20 protein-coding genes are annotated in these 24,957 nt (G+C 43.0%); 10 read left to right on the forward strand and 10 right to left on the reverse strand.

Going from position 1 to position 24,957, the window contains the following annotated elements:
* Nucleotides 1–91: 91 nt before the first annotated feature.
* Complete coding sequence (glgB, locus tag QE417_RS05680) at nt 92–2,422, reverse strand: 1,4-alpha-glucan branching protein GlgB (RefSeq protein ID WP_311948206.1); 2,331 nt, start codon at nt 2,420–2,422, stop codon at nt 92–94.
* 512 nt (nt 2,423–2,934) lie between these two features.
* Between glgB and QE417_RS05685 the strand changes: the two genes are divergently transcribed.
* Nucleotides 2,935–5,406 (forward strand): glycoside hydrolase family 31 protein, encoded by a 2,472-nt coding sequence (locus QE417_RS05685; protein WP_311948207.1) that lies wholly within the window; start codon nt 2,935–2,937, stop codon nt 5,404–5,406.
* Between the two features lie 93 nt (nt 5,407–5,499).
* Here QE417_RS05685 and QE417_RS05690 read toward each other — a convergent pair whose 3' ends face one another.
* Both QE417_RS05690 and QE417_RS05695 read right to left on the reverse strand, forming a co-directional pair.
* The gene (locus QE417_RS05690) at nt 5,500–7,869 is read right to left on the reverse strand and encodes an endonuclease MutS2 (RefSeq protein ID WP_311948209.1); all 2,370 of its coding nucleotides are present in this window, start codon (nt 7,867–7,869) and stop codon (nt 5,500–5,502) included.
* Nucleotides 7,869–8,414, reverse strand: a complete 546-nt coding sequence (locus tag QE417_RS05695; RefSeq protein ID WP_311948211.1) for a DUF4296 domain-containing protein — start codon at nt 8,412–8,414, stop codon at nt 7,869–7,871. Before QE417_RS05695 ends, QE417_RS05690 begins: the two co-directional genes overlap by 1 nt.
* Nucleotides 8,415–8,544: 130 nt before the next feature.
* Between QE417_RS05695 and QE417_RS05700 the strand changes: the two genes are divergently transcribed.
* The 4 genes from QE417_RS05700 to QE417_RS05715 are packed head-to-tail and all read left to right on the forward strand — an operon-like array spanning nt 8,545 to nt 11,836.
* Nucleotides 8,545–9,288 (forward strand): YggS family pyridoxal phosphate-dependent enzyme, encoded by a 744-nt coding sequence (locus QE417_RS05700; protein ID WP_311948213.1) that lies wholly within the window; start codon nt 8,545–8,547, stop codon nt 9,286–9,288.
* Between the two features lie 8 nt (nt 9,289–9,296).
* Nucleotides 9,297–9,770 (forward strand): GNAT family N-acetyltransferase, encoded by a 474-nt coding sequence (locus QE417_RS05705; RefSeq protein ID WP_311948215.1) that lies wholly within the window; start codon nt 9,297–9,299, stop codon nt 9,768–9,770.
* Complete coding sequence (locus QE417_RS05710) at nt 9,767–10,573, forward strand: DUF3298 and DUF4163 domain-containing protein (protein WP_311948217.1); 807 nt, start codon at nt 9,767–9,769, stop codon at nt 10,571–10,573. The genes QE417_RS05705 and QE417_RS05710 overlap by 4 nt, the downstream gene beginning before the upstream one ends.
* Entirely contained in the window at nt 10,574–11,836 is a 1,263-nt protein-coding gene (locus QE417_RS05715; protein WP_311948218.1) for an aspartate kinase, read from the forward strand.
* Here the strand turns inward: QE417_RS05715 and QE417_RS05720 are convergent.
* Nucleotides 11,833–13,869, reverse strand: a complete 2,037-nt coding sequence (locus QE417_RS05720; protein ID WP_311948220.1) for a tetratricopeptide repeat-containing sensor histidine kinase — start codon at nt 13,867–13,869, stop codon at nt 11,833–11,835. The genes QE417_RS05715 and QE417_RS05720 overlap by 4 nt on opposite strands.
* A gap of 181 nt (nt 13,870–14,050) precedes the next feature.
* Entirely contained in the window at nt 14,051–14,227 is a 177-nt protein-coding gene (locus QE417_RS05725) for a hypothetical protein (protein WP_311948222.1), read from the reverse strand.
* A gap of 217 nt (nt 14,228–14,444) precedes the next feature.
* Between QE417_RS05725 and QE417_RS05730 the strand changes: the two genes are divergently transcribed.
* From QE417_RS05730 to QE417_RS05740, 3 genes are all read left to right on the forward strand, one after another.
* A complete protein-coding gene (locus tag QE417_RS05730) occupies nt 14,445–15,800 on the forward strand; it encodes a glutamine synthetase family protein (RefSeq protein WP_311948224.1) in 1,356 nt (451 codons plus the stop codon).
* A 38-nt stretch (nt 15,801–15,838) separates the two neighbouring features.
* Entirely contained in the window at nt 15,839–16,885 is a 1,047-nt protein-coding gene (locus QE417_RS05735) for a hypothetical protein (protein WP_311948225.1), read from the forward strand.
* 121 nt (nt 16,886–17,006) lie between these two features.
* Complete coding sequence (locus QE417_RS05740; RefSeq protein ID WP_311948228.1) at nt 17,007–17,864, forward strand: HAD-IIA family hydrolase; 858 nt, start codon at nt 17,007–17,009, stop codon at nt 17,862–17,864.
* Nucleotides 17,865–17,866: 2 nt separating this feature from the next.
* Here the strand turns inward: QE417_RS05740 and QE417_RS05745 are convergent, their stop codons facing one another.
* Genes QE417_RS05745 through QE417_RS05755 form a run of 3 tightly spaced genes read right to left on the reverse strand, consistent with a single transcriptional unit; the run spans nt 17,867 to nt 20,427 of the window.
* Complete coding sequence (locus QE417_RS05745; RefSeq protein WP_311948229.1) at nt 17,867–18,808, reverse strand: metallophosphatase; 942 nt, start codon at nt 18,806–18,808, stop codon at nt 17,867–17,869.
* The gene (locus QE417_RS05750) at nt 18,786–19,535 is read right to left on the reverse strand and encodes a 5'-nucleotidase (protein ID WP_311948230.1); all 750 of its coding nucleotides are present in this window, start codon (nt 19,533–19,535) and stop codon (nt 18,786–18,788) included. The genes QE417_RS05745 and QE417_RS05750 overlap by 23 nt, the downstream gene beginning before the upstream one ends.
* Complete coding sequence (locus tag QE417_RS05755; protein ID WP_311948231.1) at nt 19,522–20,427, reverse strand: NAD(P)/FAD-dependent oxidoreductase; 906 nt, start codon at nt 20,425–20,427, stop codon at nt 19,522–19,524. The genes QE417_RS05750 and QE417_RS05755 overlap by 14 nt, the downstream gene beginning before the upstream one ends.
* A gap of 90 nt (nt 20,428–20,517) precedes the next feature.
* Here QE417_RS05755 and QE417_RS05760 point away from each other — a divergent pair, with 90 nt between their 5' ends.
* Nucleotides 20,518–20,937, forward strand: a complete 420-nt coding sequence (locus QE417_RS05760) for a Fur family transcriptional regulator (protein WP_311948233.1) — start codon at nt 20,518–20,520, stop codon at nt 20,935–20,937.
* On the opposite strand, the gene QE417_RS05765 is transcribed toward QE417_RS05760, so the two are convergent.
* Entirely contained in the window at nt 20,934–22,535 is a 1,602-nt protein-coding gene (locus QE417_RS05765; RefSeq protein WP_311948235.1) for a Na+/H+ antiporter, read from the reverse strand. The genes QE417_RS05760 and QE417_RS05765 overlap by 4 nt on opposite strands.
* A 98-nt stretch (nt 22,536–22,633) precedes the next feature.
* The gene (locus QE417_RS05770) at nt 22,634–23,464 is read right to left on the reverse strand and encodes an adenylate/guanylate cyclase domain-containing protein (protein ID WP_311948236.1); all 831 of its coding nucleotides are present in this window, start codon (nt 23,462–23,464) and stop codon (nt 22,634–22,636) included.
* Nucleotides 23,465–23,706: 242 nt separating this feature from the next.
* Between QE417_RS05770 and QE417_RS05775 the strand changes: the two genes are divergently transcribed.
* Nucleotides 23,707–24,849 (forward strand): putative sensor domain DACNV-containing protein, encoded by a 1,143-nt coding sequence (locus QE417_RS05775; RefSeq protein ID WP_311948238.1) that lies wholly within the window; start codon nt 23,707–23,709, stop codon nt 24,847–24,849.
* Nucleotides 24,850–24,957: the final 108 nt, after the last annotated feature.

Genomic DNA, 24,957 nt, shown 5'->3' on the forward strand with positions numbered 1-24,957 from the left:
CAGGAACCAAAACTTTACTAAAAGTTTCTTGATTCCTGGCTCTTTAATTTTATTCCTTTTTTTCTTGGCTTTTGGTTCTTAGCTCTTGTCTCTATACTAAAGCCATCACCACTGCTCCCAGCGGTGGAATAGTTACCTTGATCGAATCTTCCTTACCGTGCCATTTTTTCTTTTCGGAGGTTAGCGGGTATGGATTGTTTACGCCGCTGCCCCAATACTCTTTAGCATCGGAGTTGAATATTTCATGCCACTGGCCTTCTTGAGGCACGCCTATGCGGAAATCATAGTGTACGTTTGGTGTCATGTTGAGTACAACTACCAGGTTATGTTCTACATAATGGCCTTTACGTACATACACCAATATCGAATCATTGGCATTGCCGCCGTCTATCCACTCAAAACCTTCGGGGCTAAATGCTTTTTCGTAAAGTGCGGGCTGGGTGCGGTACAGGTTGTTTAAGCTTTTTACGGCTTCCTGCATACCCGAGTGTGGCGCAAACTGGGTTACCCACCAATCTAACGATTTGCCGAACGCCCATTCGGAGTTTTGTCCAAATTCGCCCCCCATAAACAGCAGCTTGGCACCGGGATGGGTAAACATATAGCTGTATAGTAAACGCAGGTTGGCATAGCGCTGCCACTCATCGCCCGGCATTTTGCACAGCATCGATTGTTTGCCGTATACCACTTCATCGTGCGAGAAAGGCAGCATGAAGTTCTCGGTAAAGGAGTATATCAAACTAAACGTAATTTCGTTATGATGATGCTTGCGGTATATGGGGTCGAGTTGGAAATAGTCCAAACTATCGTGCATCCAGCCCATCATCCATTTCATGCCAAAGCCTAAACCACCTGTATAAACAGGTTTGGTTACGCCACTAAAAGAGGTTGACTCTTCGGCAATGGTTTGCACATCAGGAAAATGGCTGTAAACCGCCATGTTAAACTCTTTCAAAAAGTCGATAGCCTCGAGGTTGTGGTTGCCACCAAAATAGTTAGGCTCCCACTCGCCGTGCTTGCGCGAATAATCGAGATAGAGCATAGATGCCACACCATCAACACGCAAACCATCGGCATGATAACGCTCAAGCCAAAAAATGGCGCTGCTAATGAGGAATGATTTCACCTCATTGCGGCCATAATTAAATATATAGGAAGTCCAGTCGGGGTGGTAACCTTTGCGTACATCTTCGTGCTCGTAAAGGTGTGTACCATCAAAATGGTACAGGGCGTGGGCATCGCCCGGGAAGTGCGACGGTACCCAATCCAAAATTACACCGATCCCCTCCTCATGAAAACGCTCAATTAAATGCATCAATTGCTGCGGCGAACCATAGCGCGATGTAGCGGCAAAATAGCCTATTACCTGGTAGCCCCAGCTGGGATAAAACGGATGCTCCATTATAGGCATAAACTCCACGTGAGTAAAACCCATTTTTTTAACGTACGGCACCAGGCGGTCGGCCAGTTGGTCGTAGGTTAAAAAACTGTCCGGACTTTCAGTACTGCGCGCCCACGAACCTAAGTGCACCTCGTAAACCGAATATGGCTTGTCCAGCGCATTGTGAGAGTACCGGTTTTGCATCCAGTTTTGGTCTTTCCACTCATAATAGGTATTGGCCACTACCGATGCCGTTTGAGGCGGCTGCTCTAATTGCAGAGCGTATGGATCGGCCTTCTCCAGCTTTTCACCGTTGTGCGAGTGGATAAAATATTTATACACCTCACCATTGCCAATATTCGGAATAAAACCTTCCCAAATACCTGAACCATCCCAACGGTGGTTAAGGCCGTGGCTGCCTTTGTTCCAGCCGTTAAAATTACCTGTTACCGATACGTATTGTGCATTAGGCGCCCAAACGGCAAAATAGGTACCCACCACATTTTTGTGAGTAACCACGTGCGAACCCAGTTTTTCGTACAGTTTAAAGTGCTTACCGCCTTTAAAAAGGTCAATATCAAAATCGGTAAAACGGCTGTATGGCTCAACCGCATTTAGCGTTTCGGGTACGGCATCAGTACTCTGCGTGTTGGGTATTACAGGTAACAATGTTTTTTTTGACTTGGTAGCGGCCTTTTGCTTTTTTTCTTCAACTGCCGTTTTAATCTCGGCAATTGAGATTTCTTGTACCAAAGGCTCTCCCTTTTGCTTTTTAGGCTTGGCTTCCTTTATAGCTACGGGTTCCGGTGATGCTTCTGCCGGTTTTGGAGCCTTAGTAGCTTTGGGCTTCACGGTTTTAACCGGTTCTGATTCGGGAAAGGCTTGGACAGGTTGTTCGGCCTTAGTTTTTTTTGATTTGGCAGCCTTTACCGGCTTACTTTCAGGAAAGGTAGCTATACCGGCTTCGGGCTGTGGTACAATAGTAGCTTTGCTACCGGCTTTAGTGGTTGCAGGTTTAGTTTTATCAAATTTCTTTGCCATAGTAGATTGGTCCTTGCAGACGATAGTTCATAGTAAATACGCACAACACAAATCTTTTTCGAAATTATAACGGTTTTACTCTTTAAAGTTGAACACGGCAATTCGCGCCTTGTTTTACCTGTTTACAATACTAATGAATTTTATTAAACAAGAGCCTGCAAGCAAAAAATATAAGCATTATATAACACAAATAATATATAGCTTAAATCTTGATTACAAAACACTTTTCACAATCAAAACTTAATTAAAATTTAACATTAACCACAAACATCCAAATTTCAAAATCTAATAAATTCCCAAACGATGTAATTTTCCAACATAAACCGCAAAATCATCCTCAAAAAACAAAAAATTTAAACGGTTGACGATTTTTCTTTTTACTTTTCGGTCTGTTTTAGCACATAAGCAAGCGTTAGTATATTGTTGCCCTGCATTGCGGCTTAATTATTGGTAAATTTTACACTTAAGCATCGCAGCAGGCAAGTATTATCAACAAACACTAATTATTTTAAATGGAAGATAATATCCCCCCTATAGAGCCGATTCCCGAATCGCCTGCCGTTAAATTAATTGAGCAGGAAGAAGAAGTTTTTCAGCACGTAAATAACCCGGTACTGGGTTTAAAACCTATTGTAAAAAAATACCTGGCCGCTCCTACCGGTGTGGTACAAAAAGGGAATAAATTCTTTATTACCGATGGTGAGGCTACCGTAGAAATTACCGTTGTAACCGATGAGATCATCCGCGTGCGTTTAGCGCCTCACAGCGTTTTCCTCGAAGAGTTTTCGTACGCCGTGCCCAAGCTCGAGAGCAAGGTTTCGGTTTTCCATTTGTATGATGAAGAGGCAGAATACCGCATATCAACCAGTACGGTTAATTGCCACATTAGTAAAAAAGACTTCTTCGTATCATTCTCTGACAGCCAAAACCACGTAACCAGTGCCGATGCTGTGCCTATGCACTGGGAAGAAAACATTCAGTTTGGCGGATATTATGTTTTCGGCACCAAGGTTTGCCACACTGAGGAAGCATTTTTTGGTTTGGGCGATAAACCTACCGACCTTAACCTGCGCGGCAAACGCTTTGTAAACTGGAACACCGATGCTTACTCTTTTGCCTGGAACCAGGACCCTATTTACCGTAGCATACCTTTTTACATCAGCTTAAACGAAGGCATCGCACACGGTATTTTCTTTGATAATACCTTTAAAGCGCACTTTGATTTTGGCTCAGAGGACCGTGATAAAACCAGTTTTTGGGCCGATGGCGGCGAGCTGCAATACTATTATATACACGGCCCTAACATGATGGATGTGGTAAAACGCTACCATTTGTTAACCGGTACACATCCTATGCCGCCGCTTTGGGCACTGGGCTATCATCAATGCCGCTGGAGCTATTACCCCGAATCGAAGGTAATGAAGGTGGCCAAAGGCTTCCGCGAAAACCAAATCCCGTGTGATGGTATCTACCTCGACATTGACTACATGGACGGCTACCGTTGCTTTACCTGGAACCGCAAGTATTTTCCTGATCCTAAAAAGATGATCAAAGAGCTTGCCGCCGATGGTTTTAAAACCGTGGTAATTATTGACCCGGGTATACGTGTAGATGATAATTACTGGGTATTTAAAGAGGGTAAGGAGAAACGCTATTTTTGCCGCCGTTGCGATGATTACTTTATGGAGGGCCATGTATGGCCGGGCCGTTGCCAGTTCCCCGATTTTACCAACCCCGAGGTACGCGAATGGTGGGGAACCCTGTTTGACGAATTGGTACAATTAGGCGTTGCCGGTGTTTGGAACGATATGAACGAACCTGCCGTTTTCGGTGCAGGAACCTTCCCTGATGATGTGCGCCACCAGTACGATGGTTACCGTGGCTCGCACCGTAAGGCACACAATATATACGGTATGCAAATGGTACGCGCCACCTACGAGGGTATGCGCAAGCTAATGAAAAACAAGCGTCCGTTTACCATTACCCGTGCTGGTTACTCGGGCGTACAGCGCTTTACCTCGGTTTGGACGGGCGATAACGTGGCCTCGTGGGAACACCTGCGTTTGGGTAACGTGCAGTGCCAGCGCCTATCTATGTCGGGCATACCGTTTTGCGGTACCGATATTGGCGGCTTCAGTGGCGAGCCCGATGGCGAACTGTTTACCCGATGGATACAAATGGGCACTTTTTCGCCGTTTATGCGTGCGCACTCGGCCGGTGATACCAAGGAGCGCGAGCCGTGGAGCTTTGGTGAACCATATACCGCCATTAACCGTAAATTTATTGAGCTGCGCTACAAACTGATACCATACCTGTACTCTACTTTTTGGGAGCATCACCGCTATGGTTTTCCTATACTGCGCCCGGTGGTAATGCAGGAGCAGGACGAAATTAACAACCAGGCCCGCCAGGATGAATTTACCTACGGCGATAAAATTTTGGTTTGCCCGGTAATGGAACCTGGTCAAATTAGCCGTAATGTTTATTTGCCTAAAGGCAACTGGTTTGGGTACTGGGACAACGAACCGATTGAAGGCGGCCGGGAAATTGAAGTTTCCACCCCGTTAGAAACTATTCCGCTGTTTGTAAAAGCAGGTTCGGTTATACCCGAATACCCCGTAATGCAATACGTGGGCGAAAAGGAAATTGAAGAGGTTAAACTGAACGTTTATTACAGCGAGGCTATTGCCAACTCCTTCTTTTTTGAAGATTACGGCGAAACCTTTGCCTACGAGCAAGACATTTACTCCGAAAAGAAATTTGTAGTAAGCGGCAAGCCCACCAGCATGACCATTGAGCAAAGCATGGAAGGCCTTTATACCCCACGTTACGAAAACTATCATTTCAACGTTGCCGGCTTACCATTCAAGCCCACAAAAATTATAGCCGACGGTAAGGAAGTAACCGACTTTACTTTTGACGACACGCTAAAATTACTCGACTTTAAGTTTACCAAAAACTTTAAGCATATTGAAATAGCGTAGAGTTTTTGGCATTTGGCACAAAAAAAGCAGCAAACCTAAAATAGGGATGCTGCTTTTTTTATGCTATTATTATCCGGTTTATTTAAAATATCTCTATTTCAAATAAACATAGGTAATACCATCACCACCCCTGTCCGGGTGCTCGTCTTCCATATGGCTTACTTCGTTGTATTTTTTTAGATAGCCGCGTATTAGTTTTCGTAAAATGCCATCGCCTTTGCCATGGATGATCCTCAGATTACCAAAACTCATCATTATAGCGCGGTCTAAAAGTTTTTCAATAGCATGAATGGCATCTTCTCCGCGCATACCGCGCACATCAATTTCAGGGCTAAAACCTGCCATATCACTGGTTGATGATGCACTTGTGCCGGCACGTCGAATTTCCTTCGGAACTTCTTTACGCGATACCTTTTCTACTCGTTTGCGCTTGGCTACAGTACGTAAATCGCCAATGGCTATAATGATATTGTCTTTTGCAATTTCAATTACCTGACCCGTGGTACTCGTGTCGGTTAGCTTTACCCAATCGCCTACTTTTATTTCTTCATCGGCGGCTTGTTTGGCAGCGGTGGTTTCTGTTTTAATCGTATTCTTCTGTACCTCTCGGCTAAGGTTTTCGCGTAGAGCACGGGTCTTCTCTTTATCGGCCTGATTGCTTTTTATTTCGGCAATGGTATTTTCAACCAGCTTGTTGGCATTGATGATTATATCCTTAGCCTGCTGTTTGGCATCTTTAATAAGAGCGCGTTGATTTTCTTCGAGGTAGTTTTTAAGCTTTTCGTTTTCGGCCAACAGGTCATCAACACGCTTTTGCTGGCGGTTAAGTTGTACTTTGGTGTCGTATATCTCCTTTTTCTCGCGCTCTAAATCAATCAAAAGAGTATCTACCTTTTTCTGGCCATCACTAATTTTATTTTTAGCCAAACTAAGTACCTGCGGCGGCAAACCAATTTTCTGTGCAATTTCAAATGCATACGAACTGCCCGGCTTACCCACCTCTAATTGGTAAAGCGGTTTCATCTGCACGTTATCAAACAGCATCGAAGCATTCTCGATACCCTCTGTATTACTCGAAAATATTTTAAGGTTTGAGTAGTGTGTAGTTACCATGCCCCTTACCTTTTTATGGTTGAGCGATTCGAGTACGGCTTCGGCAATTGGGCCGCCAAACTGCGGGTCGGTACCGGTACCAAACTCATCTATCAGGATCATGGTTTTGCCGTTGGCCATCTCTACAAAGTGCTTCATTTTACTCAAATGTGCACTGTATGTACTTAAATCACTCTCGATAGACTGGTCGTCGCCTATATCTACAAACAATTGCTTAAATACCCCTGCAGTACTACTTGGATCAGCCGGGATAAGCAAGCCGGCCTGTACCATCATTTGCAATAACCCCACGGTTTTCATACAAACCGATTTACCACCGGCATTAGGCCCCGATACAGTTATGATGCGCACCCCCTCATCAATGCGCACGTTAAGCGGTACAACCGATTTTTGCTCTTTCTTAAAGCTCAGGAACAATAACGGGTGACGGGCATTAATTAAATTAAATCGGGCTTCGTTAACCACCGCTGGCATACCCGCCTCAATATCAATTGCAAACAGAGCTTTTGCACGTACAAAATCAAGCTTGGTTAGCAAGCCGTGGTACGATAGCAACAGCGGCACATACGGGCGTAGTTCGTCGGTTAGCTGGGTGAGTATTTTAACAATTTCGCGGCGGCGCTCAAACTCCAGATCGCGGATGCGGTTGTTGAGCGTAAAAACCTCCTCGGGCTCCATGTAAACGGTTTGCCCCGTGGCCGATTCATCATGGATAAAACCTTTGAGTTTACGCTTGTTTTCGGCCAGTAAAGGAATACACAAACGGCCGTCGCGTATGGTTAATGATCCGTCGGCCGTCCAGCCGTTTGAACTGGCGCTTTTAAATATTTGGTCAATTTTGCGACGGGCTTCTTGCTCGGCTTTACTCATGCCCGAAGTAATTTCCTGCAACTCGCGCGATGCATTGGGGCGTATCTTGCCCTTAGCATCCAACACCATATCTATCTTTTTGAGGATAGTTTTCTCGATAGGCAAGTGTTCAAACAGGGCTTCGAGGTTAGTGTATTGGCCTTCGCGCTCGTTAAAGTAGCCTATTACCGCAAATACGGTAGTTAGTGAGGTTTGTATCTGGAAAAATTCTTCTTCACTTAAAAAAGCCCCCTCCAACCTAACTTTGTTGGCCAGAGTTTTTATATCATAAAAATTATTGATGGGCAGCGCCGCATCATTTAGCAGTATATTCTTAAACTCGTTTGCCTGACTCAGAAACTTGTGTATCTGGTCGTAATTATTCATCACCTGAATTTTATCAACCATTTGCTGGCCCATAACGCTCAGGCAGTGCGCTTTTATCAGTTCCTTTACTTCGGTAAAACCTAACTTATCAGCACTATTATCAGGATATAACATTATATAACTTTCGTTTTTTGTTTTTTGGCGACACTATCTGTCTTCAGCTTTTTACGTATCAAGTCGGCCTTTCCTTTGCTGGTTTTGGCAATCGAATCATTTTTACGCTTCTCGGCCTTCTTTACCGAGTCGGCCATTTTTTTAGCCTTGGCCGCCATAATTTTAGTTTGCTTAACCCGCTCTAACGAATCCGCTTTAGCTATCACTTTTAACGACGAGTCGCTTTTGGCTTTCAATATGTCAGTTACTTTTACATAAACTTCGTACAGTTGGTCGGGCTCGTTTGCGTACCAGGCAAAGCTCTTTTTAAATTGAACACTATCGGTTTTATGCTGCTTAAACACGGCATCATACTGGTTGAAACCATATTTAAATAAACTATCGGGCATTTGAGCCACATTAGCCAGGTTTCCATCAACCAAATGCACATCAACTAACAGGGGCACCATTTGCTTTGGACTGAGTATACCATCGGGCCTGCCGGGTTTACATGCTGCCAGCAAAATAACGGGCACTAAAAAAAACAAGACTTTATATATACGCATTCTGTAATTTAGCAGGCTCAAAGGCCCCACCCCGGCCCTCCCCGTAAGGGAGGGTGCAGATACACCTCTTTTTGGAGATGTTAAGTGTTGCTTATGATTCTTTATTTTAATGAGCAAATTTACGCAATAAATGAGCATTACCGATAATATTAATAGTGTTAAACGCGAACTTGATAAGGTTAGTGTAACCCTGGTTGCAGTGTCTAAAACCAAGCCAGTAAGTGACATCCAAGAGGCTTACAATGCAGGTCAGCGCATTTTTGGCGAAAACCAGGTGCAGGAGTTGGTAGAAAAGCATGAAGCCTTACCTAAAGACATTGAATGGCATTTGGTTGGGCACCTGCAAACCAATAAGGTTAAATACATAGCACCTTTCATCAGTCTAATTCAGTCGGTTGATAGTTTGAAATTGCTTCAGGAGATCAATAAACATGCTGAGAAAAATAAACGGGTAATTGACTGCCTGTTACAGGTTTATATTGCCGACGAAGAAACTAAATACGGCTTAGGATTTGATGAGGTGATTGAACTTTTACGCTCGGAAGAATTTGCCCAGTTGAAAAACATTCGCCTACGCGGCCTTATGGGTATTGCCACTAATACTGATAGTGAAAAGCAGATTAAAGAAGAGTTTTATGAATTAGATACATTTTTTGACGGCATTACGCAAAGCTATTTCAGGAAAGAGGATAGTTTTGACACGCTATCGATGGGTATGTCGAGCGACTATAGAATTGCCATTGAGCAAGGCAGCACCATGGTGCGTTTAGGTAGCACAATTTTTGGCGACCGGGTATACGCAGCACCTGCGCACATTAAAGGAGATAAGTTTACCAAGTCTTCAAACGAAGAAAATAATCAGGAAGAGGCCTAAACTTAGTTATGAAAGCACATTTAAGAGTAGCCCGCAAGCAAGATTGCCCGCGTTTACTGGAATTGATAAAAGAGTTGGCAATATTTGAACGTGCCCCGCAGGAAGTAACCGTTTCCCTTGAGCATTTTGAGGAAGCTGGCTTTGGTGCCAAACCAGTTTGGAAAGCATTTGTTGTAGAGGTTGATAATTTTATAGTTGGCTTTGCGCTGTATTATGTTCGTTACTCAACATGGAAAGGCAGCCGTCTTTACCTGGAAGACCTTATTGTGACCGAGGTAATGCGAGGAAGAGGCATAGGCAAAATGTTGTTTAACCGAATGATACAGGAGGCCCGCGAATTAGGCTATAACGGTATGACCTGGCAGGTACTTGACTGGAACGAACCAGCTATAAAATTTTATAAAAAGTACGAAGCAGGTTTAGAGGCCGGTTGGCTCAATGCTTCATTAACAACCGAGCAGATACTTAATTATAAGTTATGAACGCAAAACATTTATTACTGATAGCCGCAATTGGAGCAAGTGTGACCGCCTGTACAAATGGTAAGAGTACCTCACTAAAACCCGATGTGTGGCAAGACACCCTCACCTATCAGTTTAAAACGGTAAACGCAAAAGCCGATGATTGTGCGGGCAAGCCCGATAGCGCCTGTACCACGATAAAATTTAAATATCCTGCGTTTGATAACCAGCCCCTGCTTAATGATACTGTGGTTAATGGTTTGGCTACATTACTCGATAAGCAAAAAGGCATTGCCGGTTTACAGCGTTTAGCCTGGCAGTTTTTACAGGATTATAAAGACTTTAAAAAGCAAAATCCAACATCTCCTGCGTTTTTTGAGTTAGATAGTAAAGTAAATATTATACGCCAGGATAGCAGCTTAATTGGCTTAGAGTATAATGGCTACCAATATACCGGTGGAGCACATGGCGCTACCTTAATACGCTACCTTAACTGGGATGTTACGGCTAAAAAGAAGCTATTACTGAACGATATTTTTAAACCCGGTTACGAGGCAGAGATTAATAAAATTGCCGAAAAAATATTCCGTAAGCAGGAAAACCTGAGTGAGACTGCTTCACTGGCTGATAATTACTTCTTTAAAGATGCAAAGTTCAGCCTTAATCAGAACTTTTTGATTACGCCCATAGGTATTAAGTTTTTGTACAACCAGTATGAAATTAAGCCCTATGCCGCAGGTCAAACCAGTTTAGAGATCCCTTACGAACAAATTAAAACATTGCTGAAACCCGGAACGGTTACAGCCCGATATACTCAAGAATAAATGCTGGTATTTAAGTTTGGAGGCGCATCAGTTAAAGATGCTGCCGGAGTTGCCAATTTAGCCCATGTGGTGCAAAAGTATGCGCATGAGCAATTGCTCATTGTGGTATCGGCCATGGGTAAAACCACCAACGCGTTAGAAAAACTGGCTAAAGCATATTTCAACCATGCTGATGATGTGCATGAACTTTACGAAGAAGTAAAGCAATATCACTACACCATTATGCACCAACTGTTTGAAGATGGGCACCCGGTGTTTGATGAAGTGAACAATACTTTTGTGGAGATTGACTGGATGCTGGAGGATGAGCCGGTTGATACGTATGATTTTATTTATGACCAGCTGGTATCAGTAGGTGAATTACTTTCAACCCGAATAGTTAACGCTTACCTGGCACAAACCGGGCTTAACAGCAAATGGCTGGATGTACGTGGCTATATTCACACCGATAATACCTACCGCGAGGGCACCGTGGATTGGGATAAAACCAGCGCCAACATTCAGGCCGAAATTCCGGGCATGCTGAGCAAAAACATCGTGGTAACACAAGGTTTTTTAGGCGGAACATCTGAAAACTTTACCACCACGCTGGGACGTGAAGGTTCGGACTACACGGCATCTATATTTGCAGCATGTTTACAAGCCCAATCTGTTACCACCTGGAAAGATGTTCCCGGTGTACTGAATGCCGATCCTAAAATTTTTCAAGATACCGTAAAATTCGACGAGCTATCGTACACCGAGGCTATGGAGATGACCTACTATGGAGCTACGGTTATTCACCCGAAAACCATAAAACCGTTGCAAAATGCAGGTATACCGCTACTGGTAAAACCATTTGGCAATCCTGATGCACCCGGGACCCGTATTTGTGAAACGGCTAATCAGCAGTTTGCAAAAGCAATTATCATTATTAAGCAAAATCAGGTATTGGTATCAGTATCGTCTAAAGACCATTCCTTTATTTCTGAAAACATCCTAAGCAAGGTATATCAACTGTTTGCTCAAAATCAGGTAAAAATAAACCTACTGCAAACATCGGCCCTAAGCCTGTCGGTGTGCTTTGATTTAGTTGAGGAACGGTTTGAAAAACTTTTAAGTCAGCTTAACCAGGAGTTTAACGTAAAATACAATAGCGCGCTCGAATTGATTACCTTGCGCCACTACGAACCAGAAGTGCTTAAACAATTAACTGAAGGCAAGAAGGTTTTGTTAGAACAAACCAGCCGAAATACGGCTCAGGTAGTGGTAGCTATAAATTAAATATTGGCGCTGCTTGCCTTAGCATCGGGTAAATTGACAGGTAAGCCCGGTACGGTAACTTTAAATAGAGGGAGCGCAAAATAGAAGGTTGAACCTTTGTTCACTTCACTTTCTACCCAAATACAGCCCTTATTAAGGTCGATAAATTCTTTACACATTACCAGGCCTAAACTGGTACCCGTTTCATTATGGGTACCTTTAGTACTGGCATTACCAACATTAAAAAGCCTTGCAATACGCTCAGGCTTTATGCCCACTCCATTATCAGTAATCGAAAATATCACCTCCGATGCTTTATAACTAACCTCAGCATCAATAATCACCACACCTCCCGACGCCGTAAATTTAACCGCATTGGCAAGCAGGTTACGCACTATAAACTCAAAATGATTAGGGTCCACAGTGATAGCCATATTATCAACAACTTTATCAAGAATGGTTATCCGCTTTTTATCGGCATTAGCGGTTATCAGGTCCACAACGCGTGCTATGGCTTGCTTAGGTTCCACGATCATGCTGTTAAGGCGTACACCATTTAGCTGCATTTCGCCCCATTTAAGTAACATATTCAGGGTTTCTAATGATACGTTGCTGGCAGCAGTAATTTTTTTAACCAGCATAATTCGTTCGGCTGGCTCAATGTCTTCATCCTCCAGTAAAAACATTAAATCTATCACAGATGCAAATGGGGTACGCAAATCGTGCGCTAAAACCGAAAATAGTTTATCCTTAACATTATTTGACTCTTCCAAACTGTTGTTAGCCTGGTTAAGCAATCTGTTAAGTTTGCGGCTACGATAAAAGTTGTAGCCAACCACCCCTATTATTAATACACAGGCAGCACTTAACCCTACATAAATTTTAGATTCAAGCTTTTGGCGGGTGTTTTCTAATTTAAGGGCACTAACACGTGCATTTGATTTATAAAGCTCATAATCAGATTGTAAGCTAACTACTTGCTTAGCCATGTTCTTATAAAAGAAACTATCTGCTAACGCATTTTGCTGCTCTTTCATGAGCAATGCTGCTTCAAAATTACGTTGAGATTTATAAAGGTCGGCCAGGCGGCTTAAAACTTCAATTTCCTGCTTATGGGCACCTTTTTCTCGCACTAACTCCAATGCCTGTTTAAAGTAGTATATGGCTTGTTTGGCGTTTAAGGCTCCGTAGGTATCGCCCAAACCGGTAAGGGTTTGAAACTCGCGCAAATAGTTCTGTATTTTGCGGGCTTTAGTTAACGCTTCTTTTTGCAGTTGGATGGACTTGTTTTTATTGCCTTCCTTATTATAAACCTTAGCCAGGTTATTAGTTAGCGTAATATTTAGTCCCTGATATTGTGGCACATCGCTTAGCGCAATACCTTTTTCAAGGTAAGCTTTTGCCTTTTCGTCTATACCCAACTCGCGGTAAATGATACCGTAATTGTTGTAAATATTGAGAGAAAGATTTGAAAACGGAATAGTTTGATTAATGCCTTCGGCAATATTGAGGTATTTTAAAGCAACATCAAATTTGCGTTGGCCAACATATCCCTCGGCAACTGTAAGGTAAGCCTCCATTTTGCCCGGCATATTGTTACTGCGTTCGGCAACTTCTAAAGAGCGAAGAAAATAGCCTATTGCTTTATCATAATTTCCTTTACGTAGCTCTACCACGCCCAAACGAATGATGATAGCAGCTTCGCCTACTGCATTCTTCTTTTTGCGGTACATTGCTAACGCTTCCATATACTTCAATTTCGAAGCATCAAATTCGCCCAGGTTATCATCAATCATGCCCAAATGATTAAGCATCATGGCATAGCCATTTAAATCATTAGTTTTTTGAGCGAGAGCGATAGCTTGTTTAGCAAAAAAAGTAGCCGAATCGGGTTTGGAGTACCTATACCGTTTTACCAGTTTATCGTAATCAGCAATGGTGAGGGCATTATTGTGCGATACTGCCGGCAAAGAAGCGGCAGGTTGTGCTTTTACCGAACCATAAGTAAGGTTAAGCACCAGTAAAATCAATAGCACAAATCTCAACAGGGGCATTGCTGCAGTACCGTAAATATAGGGTAATAACTACTTGCTTTTACGTATACCATTTAAATTTGTTGTAACCGTAAATGTTATTTCGGCAACATCAAATCTCGTCAACAAATTTAATTAAAAATAAAGTACAAACAAAAAAGCCATCCTGAAGATGGCTTTTTTATTAAATTATAAGCATTGCTTATGATTTTTTTCCGCGTTGTCCACGGTCGTTATCTTTGTTTGAGGTTACAAATGATGGTTGTCCACCGCTGTTACTAACACCTTTTGATTTTTGCACTTCGCGTTGGTTGGCAAATTTACGGTCGGCAGTTGAAGAACCTTGTCCGTTGTTGTTTACATTTTCTTGATTTTTCATGATAGTTTCATTTTTAGATTTACAATATCATTTTGAAGAAACTCTGTTGCTTTTTTAAAACAGCCAAGCATCTTCATCACTATTAAAACAATAACCATACCGATAATTAACCTTAATTTTAAAAAATCACCATACCAATAAAAGCAACAGCATTAAATCTTTTGGCTATATTACTACGTATACTTAAATTGCGTTTAAGCGTAACCTTACACCCATTATGGATAAACAGCAGATACTCCAGTATTTAAGCCAAAATAATATACACCATATCAAATTTGCTTTTGCCGATATAGACGGTATTTTACGCGGAAAAGTAATTCACCGTAAAAAGTTTGAAGCGGGCTTAACCGATGGCTACGGCTTTTGTGATGTAGTTTTTGGCTGGGACAGTGATGATGAAGGTTATGATAATGTGCAGGTAACCGGCTGGCATACCGGCTACCCTGATAAACCCTGCCGTATTGATTTATCTACTTTTCGCACCATACCCTGGCAAAATAGTATCCCATTCTTTTTGGGAGATTTTAGTGGAGACGGCAACGAACAGGTTCCATGCCCGCGCACATTGCTCAAGCACATAGCTCAACAATGTACCGATATGGGCTACCACCCTGAGTTTGCGCAGGAATTTGAATGGTTCAACTTTAGCGAAACGCCCAAATCATTAGAGCAAAAAGGCTTTACCAATATGGAACCGCTTACGCCGGGCATGTTCGGCTATTCTATGCTTCGTTTATCGCAGCAAAGCGATTTTTATTTCGATTTGATAAACCTGCTCGAAGAATTTGGTATTCCCATTGAAGGTTTGCATACCGAAACAGGTCCCGGGGTATACGAAGCGGCCATTATACACGACCATGTTGTTGCCGCTGCTGACAAAGCCGCCTTATTAAAAAATGCAATTAAAGAAATTGCATCTAAACACGGTATAGTGGCCACCTTCATGGCCAAATGGAGCCACAATTTACCCGGATGCAGCGGACATGTACATCAAAGCTTATGGGACATGAACAAAACTACCAACTTATTTTACAACGAGGCCGATGAGCACAACATGAGCGATTTGATGAAGCATTACCTGGCCGGTCAGCTTTATTGTCTGCCACACATTATACCCATGTACGCACCTACAATTAACAGCTACAAACGTTTAGTTGAGGGAGCCTGGGCACCAACCACTATTACCTGGGGAATTGATAACCGCACAACGGCACTACGCGTATTAAACCACTCGCATGATTATACCCGATTGGAAACCCGCATACCTGGAGCGGATAGTAATCCCTATTTGGCATTATCGGCCGCACTGGCATCAGGTTTGTATGGTATAAAACATAAATTACCCTTAACATTGCCGCCCGTTGATGGAAATGGCTACAATTATAAAAGCAACGGTAGTATAGCCGCCAACCTTTATGAAGCAGCCACAACCATGAAAAACTCGGCGGTGGCTAAGGAGTTGTTTGGCGATGTTTTTACCGAGCATTTTACCAACACCCGCATTTGGGAATGGCGTCAGTTTAGCCGCCACGTTACCGACTGGGAGTTGAAACGTTATTTTGAAATTATATGATGATTTGCTGCTGACCACAGCAAATTTTAAAACCAATTATGGACCACGAATTAAGCAGGCAAATCGTAAGAAAAGCATGGGAAGGATACGATGCCTCAAAAATTATCCGCAGCATTGACGACATCAGCGCCAATGTATCAACCAATTTAGTATTCAGGCTAACTTTTGAAGATGATGATATTGTAATTGCCAAGCTATCGAGCTTTGGCAAGTACGATTACTTTAAAGAAGATCACCGTATTATACACAGCCTGAGTAATAACCTGTTGTATCCGTACGAAAACTTCCTGGCTAAATCGTTACTCAAAAATAACCGGGTTTACATTTATCGCCATCGTGGTGGAGGTATGGATGCATGGGTTGTGTTTTACAATCCAACCCGTATTATGGAACGCCTGCCACGCCGTTTAGAGGACAACCATATTAAAAAATTTGCGCAGCAAACAGCCAAGTTTCATAAGGCTTGTGCAAGGGCCAGCAAGGTGATTCCCAAATCATCGAAAACGATGCGGACGGATATTAATAACCTGCTCGATCAGATTAATGAAGATGAAAGCAGGTTTGGCACCCGCAGCCAGGTTGACCAACTACGCTACCATTGCGATAAATACCTGAAAGGCCGTGCTAAATACGCCGCCAATACTTTTGAAACTATACCGGTATTTATTGACTGGAACATTGGCAATTTTTCGGTAACGCACAAACAGGAACTCTACTCGCGCTGGGATTACGATTGGTTCAGGATGACTAACCGTATCATGGATTTTTACTTTTTCAGCCGTGTGATATCTGATGTGGGCGACCGTACCGTATTTAGCTATTACATTACCACGTTAACAGAGAAGCGTTTCATACAGTTTTTGGAAGAATACCACAAGCATAACCCGCTTACCGTTAACGAAGTATATTTTATGAAAGAAGCATATCGCTTTTTTATATTAAATTACGTTATAAAAGATGGCAAGCACTTTTTTCATGAGCAGTATGCGGTAAAACTACAGCAGGAAGCCTATGATATTTACCTGCCATCGGTAGAACGCGATTTTGATGCCGAAGTGATACTGAAGGCGTTGAAGTTGAAGTGATAATTACTCCAAATTGTCATCTCGTACGATAGTGAGAGATCTTTTAGAACCGATCAGCTAATCGCTTTGAAAAGATTTCTCGTTCCTCGAAATAACAGTTTTGGTTTTGCAGCTCATACCTATGATAAAAACTACTGATTTTAAAAGCATAGCCGATCGTTACAAAGTAATTTTTTTCGACTCATTTGGGGTAATTAAAAACTACTGGGGACTGGTACCAGGCATGCGCGATACGTTTGATTATCTCGAAGCCAATCAAAAGGAATACTACATTGTAACTAACGATGCCTCGCGTAGTCCGCAGCAGCTGGCAGCTTCGTTTGTAAAGCTGGGTTTAGAGATGATCACAGCCGATAAAATCATATCATCGGGTATGCTGGCTAAAGAGTATCTCGATTTAAAGGTGGATGGCGGTAGCGTAGCATTTTTAGGAACCGATGATTCGGCTCACTATATTGAAAATGCGGGATTGCATACTATACCCGTACGTGATATTACAGATGAAAACATCAATCAGGTAAACGGTTTAGTATTTATGGATGATGAAGGTTTTAACTGGTTTAGCGATCTGAACAAAGCGGTTAACCTGTTGCGCAAAAGAAATATTCCGGCTATAGTGGCCAATACCGATTTTGCCTATCCGCTCAACATGAACGATGTAGCTATAGCCGTGGGCGCGTTAGCTAATATGATCGAACATGTGGTGGGTAAAAGATTCATTCGCTTTGGCAAGCCCGATTCACAGATGTTTATGTTTGCTTACGATTTGGTGCGCGAAAAGATGGAGATCAGCAAAAAGGACATCCTTATGGTGGGTGACACTCTTCATACCGATATTTTGGGTGGCAACAAATTTGGCTTAGATACCGTTCTGGTGTTTTCGGGCAATGTTAAACCCGAAGATGCCGAAACAGCCATATCTTCCACAGGTATTGTGCCCACCTACATTTGCGATACAGCAGTTATCAAAATTGACTAAAATTAAATAGTATTCGTAATTTGATATTGCGAAGCTTGCTTAGTTTTCTTACCGCTACGTTTCTCAAAATAATAATCTATACGGCCTAAATTAATACCGGCCCAGCCTACCTGGCTTATGGTAGTTATTTGCCCGTCGAGATTTTTAATATCCGCAGGCTGGTCTAAAAACGTATGCGTATGGCCACCAATAACAAGGTCGATATTGCGGGTTTGAGCTGCCAGTACTTTATCTGATACCTTATTTTCTTTGTACGAGTAACCTAAATGCGAAAGGCATATCACCAAATCGCAATTCAATTCATTCTTAAGTATCGATGCCGTTTCATTACCCTTTTTTATAGGATCGAGGTATACGGTTTCTTTGTAGTTGCGTGGGTCAACTAACCCGGCCAGTTCAATGCCTAAACCAAACACACCTACCTTTAAACCTTTTTTATTGAAAACTTTGTAAGGCAGAGTTGATTTGTTCATTACGGTATTACTGAAATCATAATTGCTCAATAATATCGGGAAGTTAGCATTGGGCAGTTGCTTGTAAAAACCTTCAATACCGTTGTCAAAATCATGGTTACCCATTGTGGCTGCATCATAGCCCATCTCGCTCATCAGCTTCAGTTCTAATTCACCGCCAAAAAGGTTAAAATATGGCGTTCCCTGAAATATATCACCGGCATCCAGCAAGAGCACGTTATCCTGCTCGAAACGTATCTTTTTGATTAATGCCGAACGCCTTGCAGCGCCGCCTAAGCCCTGAAACTTCGAACCATCCATCGGGAACGGTTCAATGCGGCTATGCACATCATTGGTATGCAAAATGGTTAAACGCTGCACATCACCTGCCGCCAAAGCATCTAACGAATAAGCGCTCAATGCCGCCGAGGCCGCAATTATGCTACCGGCTTTTATAAACTGCCTGCGGTTAGTTTTTTGTAATTCTTCCATCTAATTGCACATTTATAGTTTTACCGGCTGCGGTTTGTTGTTTTACGTAGTTAATTAGCGCATCGCGCACGCGCAAACCAATATTTTTGCGTTCAACAGGCGTTGCCATGCCTTTGGTATTATCGCCACCATTGGCCAGGTAATCTGATGTAAGTACAGTGTAGGTTCTATTTGGGTTAAAGAGGCTGCCGTTGATGATAATTTCGGCAGGTTGCCTGTTTTTAATTGTCATTCGTAAACCGTTTACCGGCTGGCCCCCACTGGCCGCAATAAAATTGAGCAATTGCTGTACATCAGTACCTTTGAGTTTGAGCAACACCAGTTCATTTTCAAAAGGCATCAGCTCAAATATATTATCCAGCGTAACATTCCCTTTAGGTATAGCATAACGCAAACCACCTTTGGTGGTAGGTATAGCAAAATCAAAGCTCGCTATTTTACGTGCCTCGGCTGCTGTGGCATCCGCATAAAAATTGCCTAAATAGGTCTCGGCCGAATCACTTTTGGGCATTGCAATAGCACTTTGGCCTAAAACAGCGTTCATTTGGGCTTCCATTTTCTGCTTGTAAGGCAAATAAGTTTTTATTACTCCCGAATCAACTGCTAACGTACTATCCATATGGTACTCCCCCCTCCCCGATTTTACCAGCGCGTAATGCGACTGGCAACCGGCAAAAGCAGCAAGCAGTATTAATATTAAAAGAGCCTTTAAATTAAAAATCTTCATTAATCAATTCTTTATTAATAAACGCGGCCGCTGCCATTCCGCCACGCACCGCACTGGCCACCGAACGTAACGGGTCAACACAATCTCCCGCGGCATACACACCATTAACATTGGTTTTGCCAAAGCCATCGTTTTTAATGTGACCACTTTCGGTCAATTCGCAACCTAATAACATGGGCAGTTCGCAGTGTTGCTTAAATGGCAAATGTGCATATAAAGCAGCTAAAGGCAGTTTGCTACCATCGGCTAATTTTACATTAGTTATTATGCCATTTTGATGCACAACTTCGGCAACAGGTGTTTCTATAATGTTAATTTGGTGTGATTTTAGCTTAGATGTTTGTTCATCTGTTAAGGTTGATGCACCGTTGGTAAATAACGTTACCCCGCCTGCCCAGTGGCTAATCATTTTCACGTATTCGTACCCTCCATCACCATTGCCAAAAACACCGGTTGCTTGTCCGCGAACCTCGTAGCCATGACAATAAGGGCAGTGGATAACCGTAATTCCCCAACATTCGACGAAGCCTTTAATATTAGGCATCACATCGGCAATTCCGGTTGCAAACAATAGCTTCCTTGCATTGAATTTACGGCCAAATATAGTGCTAATCTCAAACAAATCTGCGTTTTTAACAGCGCTGCTTGCTGTGTCTTCTAAAAATTCTAATGTAGGATATGCAGCCAGTTGCGCTTTAGCCTCGGCCGCTATTTGAGCCGGGGTATGTCCATCGTGTGTTAAAAAATTATGCGAGTGTGGCGTTTGACGGTTACATGGTTTACCGCCGTCAACCACTAATACTTTACGTAGCGAACGTCCCAGCGTCATAGCGGCCTGCAAACCGGCATAGCTTCCACCTATAATAATTACATCGTGTGTAGTTGATTCCATATGTGTAAATGTTTGACAGCAAAATTACACAAACGCAACTTAGTTGCATTTGAAATTTCTATCTTTGTTTTGTCATAAATCAATACTGCTTTGGAAAACAAATTTGCAGGCATACTTTCAAAACATGAGCTCAAGGTGACTCAAGCCAGGTTGCTGGTGCTTGGTATAATTTCAAAAGCAAAGTCGGCCGTGTCGCAACCTCAGATAGAAAACCATTTAAATGGAAAAGTGGACCGGGTGACATTGTATCGCATATTAAGCGCGTTTGAGCAAAAAGGGATTTTGCACAAGGTAATAGATCTCAACGGAACTGCGAATTATGCCATGTGTTCCTCAAAATGTACCAAACATGCACATCACGATAAACACTTTCATTTTAACTGCACACAATGCTTTAAAGTGTATTGCATGAATGATTTTAGTTTACCCCCTGTTCAGCTGCCTGCGGGTTTCGCAGCACAAGACATCAATTTGACTATAACAGGTGTTTGTAAGGAATGTAATGCTTAAAGTTCAAACTGCTGGCGCAATTTTTCTTCTTCTAAATCTAACTGTGCAACATATTTTTTTATCACCTCTTCTTCAAACTCAGGTTTAAGGTTAAGTTCTTGAAGTTTATGACGCTGCACCTCAATCACGTGCTTAAATGCATCATGAAATTTAGTCTTGTTTTTCAGTGCTTCTTCTTCGCTGCGCTCGTGCCTGCCATCAACATATTCTAACTCATTTGATAGGCGGGCTTTTAGTTCTTTTAAAAGCTGATTATTAATCATGTCATCCTGATATTCCTTTTCCAGCAAAGCTAAAGCAACATTTTTCATTGCTGATTTTACCTGCGCCTCCTGCTCGTGCTCCGGGATGAGGTAGTCGCGCTCGGGTTCGCCAAACTTGCGGATAACCCAAGGCAAGGTTAATCCTTGGAAAACCAGCGTTACCAGTATCACAATAAAAGTAATAAAAATAATAAGCTCGCGATGAGGGAAAGGCTGCCCACTTTTTAAAACCAGCGGAATAGATAAGGCCGATGCCAGCGATACTACACCCCGCATACCCGCCCAGCCAAAAACTATAGGTCCGCGCCAGCCCGGCCTGCTATCGGCCGTTTGAATAAACCGACTCATGAACATGGTAAATACCGATGCCCCAAGCGTACTCAGCAAACGTATTACAATAACTGCTGCCGATATAATGAGTCCGTATTTAACGGCATCGCTTACATTATTGCTAACAGCCTTTACAACCGTAGTAAATCCCAGGCCAATGAGTAAAAACACAAACCCATTAAACAAAAAGCCTATGGTTTGCCAAACGTTCACACTTTGTAACCGGCTTACATTATTAAGTATAACATGGCTTCGGTTTGATAAATACAGCCCCCCGGTTACCACTGCCAACACTCCCGAAAAATGAAAATGCTCGGCAACTATGTACATAATGTACGGTTCTACAAAGGTTAGCACAGTATCGATACTTGCCGTGGTGGGCATCCAGCGGTGCAAGGCATAAAACACTAAGCCAATAATTAAACCAATGGCTATGCCCATAACCACTACTTCCAAAAATTTGAGCGAGGCCTCTCCTACCGAGAAACTCCCGGTAAGTACGGCTACCAACGCAAAACGGTATACAATTAAACTCGACGCATCGTTCAACAAACTTTCGCCCTCAATAATGGCTTGCGCGCGTTTTGTCACTTTAACTTCTTTTAATATTGAGGTGGCCGAAACCGCATCGGGAGGTGAAATTATTCCACCTAATAAAAACCCTAAGGCTAATGTAAAACCGGGTATAAGTTGATGCGATATTACTGCTATTACAGCCGATGTGATGATTACAATAGGAAAGGCAAATGAGGCGATAACCCGGCGCCATTTCCAAAAATCTTTCCACGAAGTTTGCCAGGCCGCATCATAAAGTAATGGCGGCAGGAAGATGAGAAAAATGAGTTCAGGATCGATATTGATAGCGGGCAGCGACGGTATAAAACTTAAGCCCAAACCTCCTAAAACCAATACAATAGGATAAGAAACCTTTATCTTTTGTGCCAGCATTACCAGCAGCATAATAACGAGCAACAGGCATAGGTAAAAGAAAAAGTGTTGGTGCATAAGTTTTCGCCTAAAACAGTATCATGCTAAAAATAAGAAATTAATAAGAGAATTGTTTGCTGCTGCACGCTTAACCTGTATAACAAAAAAGGCAGGTGTTAACCTGCCATTGCTATAAAGTAGTCCATCATATCATCGCCGCTTGGCTTTTGGTTATAAGGTTGCCCCATTAAGCGCACCTGTACAGGTTCAGATATTCCTTTGAGTTTGATGTGACGGCTTTCAATGTCGCCGCCGGGCATATTGAGTAAACGATAGGCATCTTCCGAGATCAGCAGGTCGTTATTTAAATCTTTTGTTTTTGATTGCAGGCGTGATGCAATGTTAACCGGCAAACCCATTATGGTAAGGTGGTCGTTGTAATCAATATCATACATACCCACCAATACATTGCCCTGATGTAAACCGATGCCTATTTCAAAATTCAAATTAAAGTATGGTTGGGCATACGTAGCATTAAATACCTCTAAATCATGAAATATAGCCATCGATGCATCAACAGACGCTTTAACGGCAAATTCAACGTCCGAATTTAAACCAAAGGCTGCGTATATGCTATCGCCCTGGGTTTCGATAATACGTCCGCCTGCTTCACGAATGGAATCGTTAAATAGCGCAAACAGCTTACGGATCACATAAATTACATCATAAGCCGAGCGCTGCTCCATAAACGGGGTAAAGTTGCGTATGTCTAAAAACATGAGAGCCAACTGCTTTTCTTCGCCGGCTACGTTGTTTTGCTGAACGTAATCGGTGTAAAACGGCTTGGCAAATTCAGTTTGGCTCTGCTCATTTAGCGTATTGCTAACCTGAACCGGCGTATTAACGTTATTTATTTCGGGAATTGTGATATTGGCCTTTACCGGCAAAGCCGCAGTATGGCGTAAAGTATCACGATGTTTTTTGCAGATAGGTATATTTAGTTTCATTAGTTGCTTGTTTTAAGTAATACAAATGTAGCCCGGTAAATAAGGCGTCCGTTTGCAATATTCGAACGAATAATTGCAAAATTCAAAGATTGTAACCGATTATGTATTAAGTATGACGAACCCATACCAAACAAACATTAACCCGACAATTGCCCGATTTTTGATGATGTAATTCATCTATTTTTACATCAATATTGCGCTGTTGTTACAGCGTAATGCTATCATTGTAAAAACACGCACCTATGTTCTCCGAACCGTCTTATCTGGCTGCACGCATGGTGGCCGAAACCATTGAAACGCACTTTGCCGACCACCTGGCCGCCGCCCGCCTGCTTGGCGAAACCGACCTTGCTACAGCATGCAGCTCCAATATTATTGAAGCGGTAATTGATGTGGCATTTTGGGCAAGTTTGCGCCGTGAGGAAGGGCATTCGGTAAGTATATCAATGGCTGTTTTACAGCCCGAACAGGCCGGTAAACCTTTGGTGTTTGGGCAGCGGCTAAGGCTTACGCCCTATAACCTGGTTAAGTTGGCCCCGGCGGTTGAGCAACCCGGCATACACCTGGGCATATGGCACGAGAACGACGAACTTTACATTTGGGGAACCACCCACAGCGTACCAGGCATATGCTTTGTATTAGAGGTTGTTGAACCTGGTTTGCTGGTTATTAAGCACCGCCGTTTGGCCGGTTTTGGCAAGTTTGTAAACATTGCTGTTTTGCAGGGCGACCAGATCAAAGTTCTCGACGAAAAATCGATGGGGATTGCGGAGTGCCCTGCCCTGCATGCCTCACTCATGAACATGGCGTTACCCTCGTTTATGGGCGAAACATTTAACATTTTGCTCCAGCTATCATCGGCCATGAGGCTGCACCGGAGGGGTGGTTTGGTGCTCATTGTTCCGCGCAATACGGAGGGCTGGAAAGACTCGATAGTACACCCCATTAAGTACGAAGTTACCCCGCCCTATACCGTTATTGCCGATTTAATGCTGCACACGGAGCAGGAGCGCAATAAGTTTGAGTGGCAGGAATCACTCTTACAGGCCCTTGATATTATAGGCGGGTTTACCGCGGTAGATGGCGCCACCGTGATTACACAACAATATGATTTACTGGCTTTTGGAGCCAAAATAGCCCGTGCCGCCACCAGCATACCGGTCGAACAGGTGATTATCACCGAACCCGTATCGGGCGTACAGGCTACCCGTATACACCCTGCCCAAAACGGCGGAACCCGGCATTTGGCCGCCGCCCAGTTTGTGCACGATCAACATGATTCGGTAGCTTTGGTGGCCTCGCAGGATGGCCAATTTACAGTTTTTGCATGGTCGGAAAAGTTGCAGATGGTGCATGCGCACCGGATAGACGTGCTGTTGATGTGATTGAGGAGCGGGGGTTTAGGAGCGGGGAGCGGGTTTGTCAAAATCACAATCAATTGATTATGAGTGTATTTTATAAAATATCAAACCCCACAATACAAACACACAAGC

This window comes from Mucilaginibacter terrae (genome assembly GCF_031951985.1).
GTDB classification, from domain to species: domain Bacteria; phylum Bacteroidota; class Bacteroidia; order Sphingobacteriales; family Sphingobacteriaceae; genus Mucilaginibacter; species Mucilaginibacter terrae_A.